The following is a 13,088-nucleotide window of genomic DNA, read 5'->3' as shown; positions in this document are numbered from 1 at the left end:
CAGCACACCATGAAGAACAGCAAGAACCTCGCGCTCTACATCCTCGGCGTGGTCGCCGTGCTGGCGCTGCCCATTCTGTTGCAGACCCAGGGCAACGCCTGGGTGCGCATCGCCGACATCGCATTGCTCTACGTGATGCTCGCGCTCGGCCTGAACATCGTGGTCGGCTATGCCGGCCTGCTCGACCTGGGCTACGTGGCCTTCTTTGCGGTCGGCGCGTACCTCTATGCACTGATGGGCTCGTCGCACCTCTCGGACACCTTTCCGTGGTTCAAGGCGATGTTCCCGAACGGGCTGCACACCTCGCTCCTGATCGTGGTTCCGCTCGCGCTGGTGGTGGCCGGGGTGCTCGGCGCGATGCTGGGGGCGCCCACGCTGAAGCTGCGCGGCGACTACCTCGCGATCGTCACGCTCGGCTTCGGTGAAATCATCCGGGTGTTCCTGAACAACCTGGACCAGCCGATCAACATCACCAACGGGCCGAAGGGCATCACGGCGATCGACTCCATCAAGTTCTGGGGTCTCGACCTCGGCAAGGCGTGGAAGTTCGACGGCTTCACGATCTCGTCGGTCACGCTGTACTACTACCTGTTCCTGGCGCTGGTGGTGGCCACCATCATCATCTCGCACCGCCTGCAGATCTCGCGCATCGGCCGCGCCTGGATGGCCATCCGCGAAGATGAAATCGCTGCCAAGGCGATGGGCATCAACACCCGCAACATGAAGTTGCTGGCCTTCGGCATGGGCGCCAGCTTCGGCGGCGTGTCGGGCGCGATGTTCGCGGCCTTCCAGGGCTTCGTGTCGCCCGAGTCCTTCAGCCTGATGGAGTCGGTGATGATCGTCGCCATGGTCGTGCTGGGCGGCCTCGGGCACCTGCCCGGCGTCATCCTCGGCGCCGTGCTGCTGGCCGCGCTGCCCGAAGTGCTGCGCTACGTGGCCGGCCCGCTGCAGGCGATGACCGACGGCCGCCTCGACGCGTCCATCCTGCGCCAGCTGTTCATCGCGCTGGCCATGATCGTCATCATGCTGATGCGCCCGCGTGGCCTGTGGCCGTCGCCGGAACACGGCAAGACGCTGACCAAGAAGAACGGCGCGCCCGTCGACCCGACCCATGCGGCCGTGGCGCCCGGAACGCTCCAGACCCATGCACCGGGCATCGACAGCCCCGCTGACGAAGTGCCGGGTGCGGCATCGCGTCCCATGTCCATCAATCCGTGAGCCAAGGACACACAGACATGACGACAGACACCATCCTCGACGTTCGCGGCATCTCCAAGCGTTTCGGCGGGCTGCAGGCCCTCTCGGACGTGGGCATCACCATCAAGCGCGGCCAGGTCTACGGCCTGATCGGGCCCAACGGCGCCGGCAAGACGACCTTCTTCAACGTGATCACCGGGCTGTACACGCCCGACAGCGGCACCTTCGAACTGGCCGGCAAGCCCTACCAGCCGACGGCCGTGCACGAAGTGGCCAAGGCCGGCATCGCGCGCACCTTCCAGAACATCCGCCTCTTCGCCGAAATGACGGCCCTGGAGAACGTGATGGTCGGGCGCCACATCCGCACGCACTCGGGCGTGTTCGGCGCCATGCTGCGCACCAAGGGCTTCAAGGCCGAGGAAGCGGCCATCGCCAAGCGGGCGCAGGAGCTGCTCGATTACGTGGGCATCGGCAAGTTCGCCGACTACAAGGCGCGCACGCTGAGCTACGGCGACCAGCGCCGCCTCGAGATCGCCCGCGCACTGGCCACCGACCCCCAGCTCATCGCGCTGGACGAACCGGCCGCCGGCATGAACTCGACCGAGAAGGTCCTGCTGCGCGAGCTCATCGACCGCATCCGCAAGGACAACCGCACGATCCTGATCATCGAACACGACGTCAAGCTCATCATGGGCCTGTGCGACCGCGTCACCGTGCTCGACTACGGCAAGCAGATTGCCGAGGGCAACCCGGTCGAGGTACAGAAGAACGAAAAGGTGATCGAGGCCTACCTCGGCACCGGAGGACATTGAGATGAGCACCGCAGAAGCAACGATGGCCACCGCGACGGCACCGGCCGCCACCACCAAGGCAGCGGGCAAGAACCTGCTCAAGGTCCGTGGCCTGAAGGTGGGCTACGGCGGCATCCAGGCCGTGAAGGGCGTGGACTTCGACGTGTTCGAGGGCGAGCTGGTCTCGCTCATCGGCTCCAACGGCGCCGGCAAGACCACCACCATGAAGGCCATCACCGGCACGCTGCCGGCCGGCGCGGGCGACATCGAGTTCCTGGGCCGCAGCATCAAGGGCCGGGGCGCCTGGGACCTGGTGGGCGAGGGCCTCGTGATGGTGCCCGAGGGCCGCGGCGTGTTCACGCGCATGACGATCACCGAGAACCTGCAGATCGGCGCCTACATCCGCAACGACAAGGCCGAGATCGCGAGCGACATGGAGCGCGTGTTCGTGACCTTCCCGCGCCTGCGCGAACGCAAGGATCAGCTGGCCGGCACGATGTCGGGCGGCGAACAGCAGATGCTGGCCATGGGCCGTGCGCTCATGGCGCGTCCGAAGGTGCTGCTGCTCGACGAACCCACCATGGGCCTGTCGCCGATCATGTGCGACAAGATCTTCGAGGTGGTGCAGACCGTGGCGTCGCAAGGCGTCACGATCCTGCTGGTGGAGCAGAACGCCAACCGCGCGCTGCAGCTGGCCGACCGTGGCTACGTCATGGAGTCGGGCCTCATCACGATGAACGGCGACGCCAAGGAACTGCTGCGCGACCCGCGCGTGCGCGCCGCCTACCTCGGCGAGTAAGCGCCAGTCAACGCCGACCGGCCAGCACCGCAGAGCGCGGTGGCTGGCCGTTTTTCCGTCCGTCCCTATCCCATCATCGCGGCGGCGGCCTTGATCGCCTCGCGGATGCGGCCGTAGGTGCCGCAGCGGCACACGTTCTCGATGGCGTCGATGTCGGCGTCCGTCGGGGTGCGCGTGCGGCGTAGCAGGTCGACCGCGGCCATGATCTGGCCCGGCTGGCAGAAGCCGCACTGCGGCACGTCCAGGTTCATCCAGGCCTGCTGCACCGGGTGCAGCGTGTTGCCGTTGGCCAGGCCCTCGATGGTCGTCACCTGGCGGCCGCGCACGTCGGACACGCGCACCGAGCAGGTCGTCACGGCCTTGCCGTCGACGTGGCAGGTGCAGGCCTTGCACACGTTGATGCCGCAGCCGTACTTCGGGCCGGTGATGCCGAGCTTGTCACGCAGCACCCACAGCAGCGCCAGGTCGTCGGGCGCTTCGACGTCGACGTTCTGGCCGTTCACCTTGAAAGATTGCACAGGCATGGCGGGTCTCCTCAGGCGGGGATCGGAACGTTGACGGGCGTGGGCAGCTTGCCCGGCGGGATCGGCGTGAAGTCGACCGGGAAGTTCAGCGGGAAGCTGCGCGGCTTGATGCCCGTGGCGCGCCCATAGGCGTTGGCGATCGCGCCCGAACTCGCCGACAGGCCGACTTCGCCCAGTCCGCCGATGGCCTCGCCATTGGCCGGCAGGATGATGATCTTCACGTCCTTCGGGTAGTGCTTCATGCGCGAGAAGTGGTACTGCGAGTAGCTGCCTTCCAGCGGCAGGCCGTTCTGGATGTGCAGCCCCGCCGACAGCACCAGCGCGATCGATTCGCACAGGCCGCCCTGCAGCTGCGCCTCGATGCCCGAGGGGTTGATCGGCGTGCCGACATCGATGGCGATGGTGGCGCGCACCACGCGGGCCTGCGCCGGCACGCGCGCGTCGATCTCGACGATGCAGGCCGTGAACGACTTCGACTCCTGGTGCACGCCCACGCCCTGCGCAAAGCCCGCCGGCATCGCCTTGCCCCACTGCGCGGCCTCCGCCACCGCCTTCAGCACCGCGCGGGCGCGCGGCAGGCGCAGGTACTCGAGCCGGAAGGCGACCGGGTCCTTGCGCGCGGCGCGGGCCATCTCGTCGACCAGGATCTCTTCCACCAGCCGTGCGGGCTGGATGTGCACCGAGCGGTAGGAGCAGGTGTTCATGTCCATCGCCACCGGCGTCAGCAGCTTGGTCGTGACGCCGAAGTTGTAGGGCGAGGTGACCATGGTCTTGAACATGACCTGCTCGATCGCGAAGTTGCCCACCGTCTGCGGGAAGGCGTTGGGCAGCGCGATGGCGGCGGCCTCGAGCATGTTGCCGAAGCCGTGGCGCGTGTCCAGGCGCACGCTGGCGATGCGCTGCTCGAAGGCGATGACTTGGCCCAGCAGCATCGTGGCGCGCGCCTTCTGGTAGATCGGCGGGCGGATGCGCGTGTGGCGCATGTCGTCGGTGCGGTGGTACATCAGGCGGCAGGGGCGCCCCAGCGCCTTCGACACCTGGATCGCCTGCAGCACCGGGTCCCAGAACAGGCGCCGCCCGAAGGAGCCGCCCGAGGGCACCGCATGCACGACGACCTTGTTCAGCGGCAGGCCCAGCTCGGCGGCCACCGCCTGCTGGGTGACGATGGGGCTCTGCAGCCCGGCCCAGATCTCGGCGCGATCCGCTCGCACATCGGCAATCGCGCATTCGACTTCCATCGGGCAGTGCGCGGCCGGCGCGAACTCGAACTCGGCCTCGACCGTCAGCGCACCCAGCGGCGGCAGCGCAAAGGGCAGCAGCGACGACTTCAGCTTGCGCATGATGGTGGCGTTCGACTCGCCGTCGAGCGGCCCCGCGGCCCAGGTCACGTCGAGCGCGTTCACCGCGGCCCAGGCCTGGCCGAAGGTCTCGGCCATCACCGCCACGCCGGGCGGCGTCGGCGTGATGCCGTTGGTGGCGGGAATCGGCACCACGCCGATCACGCCCGGCATGCCCATCACGGTGTTCAGGTTGTTGATGCCGACGAACTTGCCGTTGATGGTCGGCGGGCGCCGCACCATCGTCGGCTTGGCGCCGGGCACCGCCTGGTCGAGCGTGAACTTCTTGCGCCCGGTGACGATGTCCAGCGCATCGAGCCGCGTCACGCGCTGGCCGACCACCGAAGGCGTCGAGCCCGAGAGCAGGCCACCGAGGCCGCCCAGCACCGGCATGCCGGCGTGCATCGAGCGCACGCTCGACGAGCCGCCCGTGAGCTGGTTCCAGATCAGCTCGGGGCTCGCGTCGGCCGACGTGACTTCGATGGCGCTCAGCGGCAGGCGCAGCTTGTCGGCCAGCATCATCGCGCTGGCCGTGGCGATGCCCTGGCCCACTTCGAGGCGCGGCAGCGCCAGGCGCACGCGGCCGTCGCCGGTGTTCGTCACCTTCACCAGCGGCATGGTCGGCAGCGAGGTCAGCGTGACCGCGTCGCCGATGTCGATCAGGTCGGTGGTGTCGGGCGGGGTCATGGGCAGCAGCGCGGCCACCGCGGAGGCGGGCGCCGTGAGGGCGCCGAGCCCCGCGATGCCGGCCGCCGCCGAGGCCAGCGGCGCGGCCGTGGCGTAGCCGAGCACGTCGCGCCGGCGCAGGCCGTGCGCATCCCCGCCGTCGGGTCCGCGCGCGGGGCGCGGGTCCTTGTTCGAACGCTTCATCGTTGTCTCCTTGTTGTTTGGCGAACGCGGATGACTGTGGCACCATCGCCGCGCCGAAGATGTCGTTGCAACGACATTTCTTACGGACCCCGCCGACCGGCGCCTGCGACGGATCGGCCGATGCGATGTCACGAGGGACGACAGCAGGAGGCGCGATGTCGAACGCGTTGGAGAACATGCTTCGCGAGAGCCTGTGGGCGCGCGCGCTCACGGACGACGAACTCGACCGCGTCGTCCAGGAGTCGCACGAGCGCGTGGTGCCGGCCGGCGGCTTCGTCGTGCGGCGCGGCGAGCCGGCCGATCACTGGATCGGCGTGATCGACGGCCTCATGAAGATGTCGGTGTCGCTGCCCGACGGGCGCGTGTCCACCTTCACCGGCGTGACCGCCGGCGGCTGGGGCGGCGAAGGCTCGCTGCTTACCCCCGGATGCTGGCGCTACGACGGCGTGGCGCTGCGGCCCACGCGCGTGGCCTGCGTGCCGCGGCACAGCTTCGAGCGGCTGATGTCCACCAGCATCGACTTCAATCGGTTTCTGTTGTTACACATCAATGCGCGACTGAGCCTGTTCATCGGCCTCATGGAATTCGATCGCCTGCTCGGCCCCGACGCGCGCGTGGCGCGTTGCCTGGCCAGCCTGTTCGACCCCATCCTCTATCCGCGCGCCACCCGCTTCGTGCGGCTGAGCCAGGACGAGATCGGCCTCTTGTCGGCGGTGTCGCGCCAGCGTGCCAACCGCGCGCTGCATGCGCTGCAGCGCGACGGCCTGTTGCGCATCGAACATGGCGGCGTGGAAGTGCTCGACCTCGCGGGCCTGCGCACCTACCAGAGCGGGGCGGCCGAAGCGGCGGCGGCCGTGGCCGCGGCCACCGACACGCAGGCCGCGGCGCCCCTGGACGACCTCGTCAGTCCACCTTCGCCCCGGTGGCCTTGACCACCTTCTCGTACTTGGCGAGTTCGCTCTTCATGAAGGCGCCGAACTGCTCGGACGAGTTGCCGACGGGCTCGGCCAGCATCGAGGCGAAGCGCGTCTTCGTTTCCGGCGCGTTCAGCGCGGCGACGAAGGCCTGATTCAGTTTCGCGACCACCTCGGGCGGTGTGCCGGCCGGCGCGACCAGGCCCCACCAGGTGTCGATCGAGAAGCCCTTGAGCGTGTCGGCCACGGGCGGCACGTCGGGCAGGGCGCTGCTGCGCTTGAGCGTCGTGACCGCGATCGCCTTCAGCTTGCCCGAGCGGATGTTCGGCGCGGCCGTGGCGAGGTTGTCGAAGTTGAAGTCGACCTGGCCCGACAGCAAAGCGAGCTGCGCCGGGTTGCCGCCGTTGTACGGAATGTGCACCGCGAAGATGCCCGCTTCCTTCTTGAACAGCTCGCCCGCCAGGTGGCCGGCGCTGCCGTTGCCGCCGCTGGCGTAGTTGAGCTTGGCCGGGTTGGCCTTGGCGTAGCGGATCAGGTCGGCCAGCGTGCGGATGTTCAGGCGGTTGGCCGTGTCGGCGTTCATCACCAGCACGTTGGGCACGCGCACCATCTGCGTGATCGGCGCGAAGTCGGTCGCGGCGTTGAACGGCATCTTGCTGTACAGCCACGGGTTCACCGCGTTCGTGGCCGTGGCCGCGATGCCGATCGTGAGGCCGTCCGCCGGCGCCTTGGCGACGAAGTCGGCGCCGATGTTGCCGCCCGCGCCGGGCTTGTTGTCGATGATGACCGGGCCGCCCAGCGTGTCCTTCACCTGCTCGGCCAGGATGCGCGCCGTGTTGTCGATCGGGCCGCCGGCCGCGTAGGGCACGACGAGGCGGATCGGGCGATGCTGCTGGGCTGCGGCGTGGCCGGCGGTGAGCACGGCGGCGCCGGCGATCAGGGTCAGGAGGAAGTGTCTCGTCTTCATGTTGTTCTGCGTCACGTCTGCGGAAAGGAAAGGGGAACGCGCAGGCTCAGGGCAGGGCTTTGTCGGCTTCGGTGGTGAAGGCGTCGGCGAAGAATTCTTCTTCGGGCAGGCCCGCGAGCGCCACGTAGTCGCGCTTGGCCGAGTCGACCACGATCGGCGCGCCGCAGGCATACACCTGGTGGCCCGACAGGTCCGTGAAGTCTTCCAGCACCGCCTGGTGGACGAAGCCGGTGCGGCCGGTCCAGTTGTCTTCCGGCGTGGCGTTCGACACCACGGGCACGTAGCGCAGGTTCGGCATCGCGGCCAGCTGCTCGCGCAGCCAGGCGTCCATGTACAGGTCTTCGGGGCGGCGCCCGCCCCAGTAGATCGCGGCGGGCCGGTCGATGCCCTTGAACTGCATGTGCTCCAGCAGCGCCTTGATGGGTGCGAAGCCCGTGCCCGAGGCCAGCAGGATCATCGGCTTGTCGGAGTCTTCGCGCAGGAAGAAGCTGCCGAACGGGCCTTCGATGCGCAGGATCTCTTTTTCCTTCATCGCGCCGAAGACATGGTCGGTGAACTTGCCGCCCGGCAGGTGCCGCAGGTGCAGTTCGAGGCCCGTGCCCGGCACCGCCACCGTGTGCGGCGCGTTGGCCATCGAGTAGCTGCGGCGCGCGCCGTCGCGCAGGATGAACTCCACGTACTGGCCCGCATAGAACTGCAGCGGCTCGCCGGCCGGCAGCTGCAGGCGCAGCATCATCACATCGTGCGACTGGCGCGTGAGCGCCATCACGCGTACCGGCATCTTGCGGATCGGCAATGCGCCGGCCTCGGTGACCTGGCGCGACTCGAGCACCACGTCGCTGGTCGGGTGGGCGCAGCAGGTCAGCACGTAGCCGGCCAGCTGTTCTTCGGCGCTCAGCGCCTTGCTCTGGTGCGGGCCGAGCGTGACCTCGCCCGACAGCTTCTTGCACTTGCAGGAGCCGCAGGCGCCGTCCTTGCAGCCGTAGGGGAGGCCGATGCCCTGGCGGATGCCTGCCGCGAGGATGGTTTCGTCGCCCTGGACCACGAAGTGGCGCCCGCTGGGTTCGACGGTGATGGAAAAGCCCGCTTCGTGCGGCGCTGTAGCAGTCATCGGTATTCTTCGGGGGTGAACTTTCCCGGCTGCGTGCGGCCGGGACAACTGAATTGAGACAGGAAACCCGGATTTTGCCTTCAATCAATAGTCCCTCCGGCGCACTGCCGGCCCGCTTCCGGCGCGAGCGCCTGCTGATCGTCGGCTGCGGCGACGTCGGCCAGCGCGTGGCGCGCAACCTGCGCGGGCGCATGCAGCTGGTGGCGCTCACGTCCTCGGCCGACCGCGTCGCGGCGCTGCGCGCGGCCGGCATCCGGCCGCTGGTGGGCAACCTGGACGACCGCGCCACCCTGCGCCGCCTGGCGGGCATCGCCACCCGCGTGGTGCATCTGGCGCCGCCCGCGCGCGAAGGCGGCGCGGCCTGGTGGCGCGACCAGCGCACCGTGTCGCTGGCGCAGGCGCTGCGGCTGCGCTCGCTGCCCTCGGCGCTGGTCTACGGCTCCACCAGCGGCGTGTACGGCGACTGCGGCGGCGCGCGCGTGAGCGAAACGCGCGGCGTGCGCCCCGACACCCCGCGCTCCCACCGGCGCGTCGATGCCGAGCGCGCCGTGCGCTGGTTCGGCCGCAGCACCGGCGTGCGCACCAGCATCCTGCGCATCCCGGGCATCTACGCGCCCGACCGCGAGAACGGCACGCCGCGCGGCCGCCTGGAACGCGGCACGCCCGTGTTGCGCCGCGAGGACGACGTCTACACCAGCCACATCCACGCCGACGACCTCGCACGCGCCTGCGTGGCGGCGCTGTTCCGCGGCAAGCCCCAGCGCGTGGTGCACGCGTCGGACGACACCGAGCTGCGCATGGGCGACTACTTCGACCTGGCCGCCGACCTCTACGGCATGCCCCGCCCGCCGCGCGTGGCGCGCGATGAGGCGCAGCGGCAATTGCCGCTGCAGCTGCTGAGCTTCATGGGCGAATCGCGCCGACTCGACAACACGCGGCTCAAGCGCGAGCTGCGCGTGCGGCTCGCGCATCCGACGGTACACACCGGCCTGCAGCCGGCAGACGCCTGAAAGGACGCAACCCGTGAGCAAACAGAGCGTTCGCATCCCCGACGGCCATCCGACTTTCGGCTCGACCGCCGTCTTCGACAGTTTCAAGTACGCGCCCGGCGTCAAGGCCGGCGGCCTGCTGTTCGTGGCGGGGCAGGTCGGCCTGCGTGCCGACGGGAGCGTGCCCGAGAGCGCCGCGGAACAGGCCGACTGGGCCTTCCGGCGGCTGGGCGTGGTGCTCGAAAGCGCGGGGCTCGGCTTCGCCGACCTGGTGGAGATCGTGAGCTACCACGTCGACGTCGAGCACGAGCTGGCGGGCTTTCGCGAAGTGAAGGACCGCTACATCACCGAGGATTTCCCGGCGTGGACCATCCTCGGCGTGGCCGCGCTGGCGCGCCCGGCGCTGCGGGTGGAGATTCGCGCCGTAGCGGCGTTGAGGGCTGCGTAGGCGGGCTTGCACAGGAGAGAGGGAGGGGCGCCGGTCACCAGCGAAACGCAACGAAGGGAAGGCGCGACGCGGTGTTGGGTTCCGCTGATCTCAAGGGTGTAGTTCGGTTTTTCTTGAGGCCTAATTCGCTCCATGATCTTCATCAAAGCCCGCCTTTCTGCGACTGCCCTTGCCCTTGTTGCTGCCTTCGTGATGGCGCCTGCCGCCAATGCGTCGGACACATACGGTGCAGGTGTCGGCGTCCGTGATGACAGCTGCAGTTTGTGGCTCGCTGCCCGAGCAGCGTCCCCAACTGATCCAAATGCCATTGCGGCGCATCTGATGACTTCCTGGGTTCTGGGCTTTCTGACAGGCTTGAACACAACAACCAACAAGGACGACATGGTCCGGCTACTGTCCGCTGACACGATCAACGCCTATCTGGACAAGGCCTGCAAGGAAGAGCCGGGCACGATGGTCATGTTCCACGCCGTGGCGCTCAGAGGCGCTGTACAGAGGCAAGATCGACGGTGATTTACTCAATCCGTGGACGGGCAGGGATTGTCGGGGGCGTGGTCCTGCCATATTGGACCGCCAGGACGCAGCCCTGTCAGGCGGCTCGACTGAAGCGGGTGACCGGGGCCGCTCTCGCAGATCGGTCCGGGCGTACCATGGCAGGACAGGTTCCAGATCGAACCGATCGAAGCGAAGCGGACGAAACGAATGCCCCAAACGATTGAAGCGTTGCTTGCCGATCAAGGCGCACAGGCTGTTCTCGCCTACCTGAACGCGCGTGTGCCGCATCGGTACACCGGGATCTACAGGATTCGCGCCGACCTGGTCACGAGCCTCTACCTGCACGACAAGCAGGGCGAGCTGATCCCCGAGAACATCGCCATCGTGCCCTTCGAGGCGAGCATCTGTCCCTTTGTCCTGCGTGATGGATGGTTCCGCACCGACGACTCGAGCGTGGACGAGCGCTTCGCCACGCATCCCGGGCGGGACTACACCATCAGCTACCACGGCGTTCCGTTGTTGAACGCCTCGGGCGCGGTCGCCGGCACCTTGTGCCACTTCAACTTCACGGCCGTGCCGCTGCCGGACGACGAGTTCGAGCTGCTGCACCAGGCCGCCTTGTCGCTGCAGGTGAAGCTCGCCGACGTGCTTGGCTAGGGCGGGGCGCTGCCCGGCCTGGAAGGCCCCGAGGCAAAGAAAAACCCGCTGCGCCAGTGAAGCGAGCGGGTTTCTTGATGTGGGGGAGACGGTGTCGTCTCGTGGTGCCGGGGCCGGAATCGCAATTCAAGCTGCAAGCCTCATGAATGCTAGATTTTATAAATCAGATGCGGTGAGGTGCCGACAAAAGTGCCGACAAATCTCAAAGTCCCTTGGGCTGTTGCAAGATGTAGGCGCTGGGAGGGCCTGACGGCTGTCTCTCGCCTCCGAATATTAGTGACTGCTAACAAGATGAGTGCATGGGATAGTGGTGCCGCGTCACATCCGCACTTGCCATGTAGTCCGTGAATCCGGTAAGCCACTCTGGCGCGCCGCCACAACACTCCCTTACGATTCCCCTTCTGTCGGTGAAGTCTTGAATGATTCCTTAAAGGTAGCATCTACAATGACCTATGCTCTGCGGGAACACCCCGCGAAGCCGGCTGAAGATCTGCGAACGCAGCAGGACCATCAGCGCGCTATACCAGGAGGACCTCTATGGTGCCTAGATACCATTTGTGCGGACCTTTCCAATTTGAGTCTTGTCTACTCAGGTACGGCCAAGTTAGACGCCGTGGAGAAGCTCGCGTGGACTGCTGACAACGCCAAAGCGTTCCTCTCGCAACTGTCGAAGGCTCGCTACTACACGTCCGAATGGTGCTATGCATCAAACGGCCAGACTCCGTATGCGGCGGACGCCTACGTAATGGGCTTTAATCGTCACCGCGGATGTGAAAACCAAAAAACTGACCCCTGGGTTTATTTCAAGTTTTCAATCTTGACCAAAACCCAAAAGATTTTGGTTCTCTCCGCACACCCAGAGAAAGCAAAATGACTACTCACATTTCCCCCATCGCCGAGCAGTACTGCCCCTTCTGCGAGTCGGAGGATGTAGTGGTGCGCGCGTTTGAGAGCGCGACGCCCATTGGGCGGAGAAAGCATGTTGTCACCGGCTTGCAGGAATGTGAATGTCTTGCATGCGGTGAAAAATTTGCGAGCGAATCGCAAAATGACTATAACGCTTTTTTAATTGAGAGCGCGACCAGAAAGGAGCAATCCTTTCTCTCGATTGGGATTCTGAAGAAATTCAGAGAAAAATTCTGCCTTAGCCAGCGGTCTGCTTCAAGACTATTCGGGGCAGGTGAATCCTCGGTAGGAAAGTGGGAATCGGGACAGCTGCCTAGTGGCCCGGCAGCGTTGTTGATTCAGTGCGCTATTCATGTCCCAGGAGTTGCTCAATTCCTGGGGGCGCTGGCCAATGTCGAGATCGAAGAATCGAAAGATGGCTTGCAGTGGTCCAAGGCCGAAACACCATTTGAGAATTCCCCGAGGGTGCTACATGCCTTTATTGTCTCATCTCGCGAACACCTAGAGCCTCGTGCGTCGCACGGGAGTGACTTTTCGCTTGAAGAACTTTATGGAGCTGCTGCATGAGGCAGTCTAAGATCCAACTATTGGACCTAGATCTCGAAAGAGTTACGTTCAAGAAGAATCCGCTATATCAAAAAACGTCCTCTAAATCAGAGGACGCCAGTGTTGAAAATTTTGCGCTACAGAGCGCGAAGACAATTACTAAATCCCCGGAATTTTGGGACGATGATGATCAAGTGGATCCCGAGGCTAAAAAGCATACATACACGGTACGACTAGGAATTCGAACCCCCCTCAGGGAACCTACCGCTTATCCCTATCAATTTGAAGTGATATTTTCAGGTGTGGTCGTAAATTTTGATCACACCGATGGGGACTCAGATCAACTCGCCGCAAAGTACGGATTGGCTTTGCTTTACGGCGCTGTACGCGATCAGGTCATCGCACTTTCTTCAAAAATGAAGCCTGGGCGGTTGTTGCTTCCCACGATGTCGTTCGAGGACGAAAGATATGAGGAGCTTTCTGCCGCCCACGATGCTATGGCGAAGAAAAACGCAGAAATCGCTTCTACCTGATTGG

At 65.9% G+C, this 13,088-nt stretch carries 15 protein-coding genes; 11 read left to right on the top strand and 4 right to left on the bottom strand.

Translation table 11 applies throughout. The annotated features are described in order from the left end of the window. Window positions 1-9: 9 nt before the first annotated feature. From AC57B8_RS16475 to AC57B8_RS16465, 3 genes are read left to right on the top strand one after another with little or no spacing between them, the layout of a single operon-like run. Window positions 10-1,218 carry a branched-chain amino acid ABC transporter permease gene (locus tag AC57B8_RS16475; RefSeq protein ID WP_062481017.1) on the top strand — a complete coding sequence of 403 codons (1,209 nt, stop codon included), beginning with the start codon at window positions 10-12 and terminating at the stop codon, window positions 1,216-1,218. A gap of 17 nt (window positions 1,219-1,235) precedes the next feature. Beyond that, complete coding sequence (locus tag AC57B8_RS16470; protein ID WP_056572293.1) at window positions 1,236-2,009, top strand: ABC transporter ATP-binding protein; 774 nt, start codon at window positions 1,236-1,238, stop codon at window positions 2,007-2,009. A 1-nt stretch (window position 2,010) separates the two neighbouring features. Beyond that, window positions 2,011-2,787 carry an ABC transporter ATP-binding protein gene (locus tag AC57B8_RS16465; RefSeq protein ID WP_354342495.1) on the top strand — a complete coding sequence of 259 codons (777 nt, stop codon included), beginning with the start codon at window positions 2,011-2,013 and terminating at the stop codon, window positions 2,785-2,787. Between the two features lie 65 nt (window positions 2,788-2,852). On the opposite strand, the gene AC57B8_RS16460 is transcribed toward AC57B8_RS16465, so the two are convergent. Further along, window positions 2,853-3,311 (bottom strand): (2Fe-2S)-binding protein, encoded by a 459-nt coding sequence (locus AC57B8_RS16460; RefSeq protein WP_056572291.1) that lies wholly within the window; start codon window positions 3,309-3,311, stop codon window positions 2,853-2,855. An 11-nt stretch (window positions 3,312-3,322) separates the two neighbouring features. After that, window positions 3,323-5,518, bottom strand: coding sequence for a xanthine dehydrogenase family protein molybdopterin-binding subunit (locus AC57B8_RS16455; protein ID WP_496480147.1), 2,196 nt, complete (start codon window positions 5,516-5,518; stop codon window positions 3,323-3,325). A 155-nt stretch (window positions 5,519-5,673) separates the two neighbouring features. On the opposite strand from AC57B8_RS16455, the gene AC57B8_RS16450 reads away from it, so the two are divergent. After that, a complete protein-coding gene (locus AC57B8_RS16450) occupies window positions 5,674-6,450 on the top strand; it encodes a Crp/Fnr family transcriptional regulator (RefSeq protein ID WP_095746547.1) in 777 nt (258 codons plus the stop codon). Here the strand turns inward: AC57B8_RS16450 and AC57B8_RS16445 are convergent. Together AC57B8_RS16445 and AC57B8_RS16440 are read right to left on the bottom strand one after the other, a co-directional pair. Then, window positions 6,422-7,399 carry a tripartite tricarboxylate transporter substrate-binding protein gene (locus AC57B8_RS16445; RefSeq protein ID WP_495269259.1) on the bottom strand — a complete coding sequence of 326 codons (978 nt, stop codon included), beginning with the start codon at window positions 7,397-7,399 and terminating at the stop codon, window positions 6,422-6,424. The genes AC57B8_RS16450 and AC57B8_RS16445 overlap by 29 nt on opposite strands. Before the next feature lie 46 nt (window positions 7,400-7,445). Further along, window positions 7,446-8,510 (bottom strand): 2Fe-2S iron-sulfur cluster-binding protein, encoded by a 1,065-nt coding sequence (locus AC57B8_RS16440; protein ID WP_495273538.1) that lies wholly within the window; start codon window positions 8,508-8,510, stop codon window positions 7,446-7,448. Window positions 8,511-8,584: 74 nt separating this feature from the next. Between AC57B8_RS16440 and AC57B8_RS16435 the strand changes: the two genes are divergently transcribed. From AC57B8_RS16435 to AC57B8_RS16405, 7 genes are all read left to right on the top strand, one after another. Beyond that, complete coding sequence (locus AC57B8_RS16435; protein WP_495261104.1) at window positions 8,585-9,520, top strand: NAD-dependent epimerase/dehydratase family protein; 936 nt, start codon at window positions 8,585-8,587, stop codon at window positions 9,518-9,520. A 13-nt stretch (window positions 9,521-9,533) separates the two neighbouring features. Then, window positions 9,534-9,947, top strand: a complete 414-nt coding sequence (locus AC57B8_RS16430; RefSeq protein WP_495273537.1) for a Rid family hydrolase — start codon at window positions 9,534-9,536, stop codon at window positions 9,945-9,947. Between the two features lie 132 nt (window positions 9,948-10,079). After that, entirely contained in the window at window positions 10,080-10,460 is a 381-nt protein-coding gene (locus AC57B8_RS16425; protein ID WP_095746542.1) for a hypothetical protein, read from the top strand. A 189-nt stretch (window positions 10,461-10,649) separates the two neighbouring features. Then, the gene (locus tag AC57B8_RS16420) at window positions 10,650-11,099 is read left to right on the top strand and encodes a hypothetical protein (protein WP_496480146.1); all 450 of its coding nucleotides are present in this window, start codon (window positions 10,650-10,652) and stop codon (window positions 11,097-11,099) included. Between the two features lie 445 nt (window positions 11,100-11,544). Continuing rightward, window positions 11,545-11,973 carry a hypothetical protein gene (locus AC57B8_RS16415; protein ID WP_496480145.1) on the top strand — a complete coding sequence of 143 codons (429 nt, stop codon included), beginning with the start codon at window positions 11,545-11,547 and terminating at the stop codon, window positions 11,971-11,973. Then, a complete protein-coding gene (locus tag AC57B8_RS16410; RefSeq protein WP_495269254.1) occupies window positions 11,970-12,572 on the top strand; it encodes a type II TA system antitoxin MqsA family protein in 603 nt (200 codons plus the stop codon). The genes AC57B8_RS16415 and AC57B8_RS16410 overlap by 4 nt, the downstream gene beginning before the upstream one ends. Continuing rightward, window positions 12,569-13,084, top strand: a complete 516-nt coding sequence (locus AC57B8_RS16405) for a hypothetical protein (protein ID WP_496480144.1) — start codon at window positions 12,569-12,571, stop codon at window positions 13,082-13,084. Before AC57B8_RS16410 ends, AC57B8_RS16405 begins: the two co-directional genes overlap by 4 nt. Window positions 13,085-13,088: the final 4 nt, after the last annotated feature.

This window comes from Variovorax sp. BGA-UO-ETr-C22 (assembly GCF_059567965.1).
This window is presented reverse-complemented; position numbering and strand designations above follow the sequence as displayed.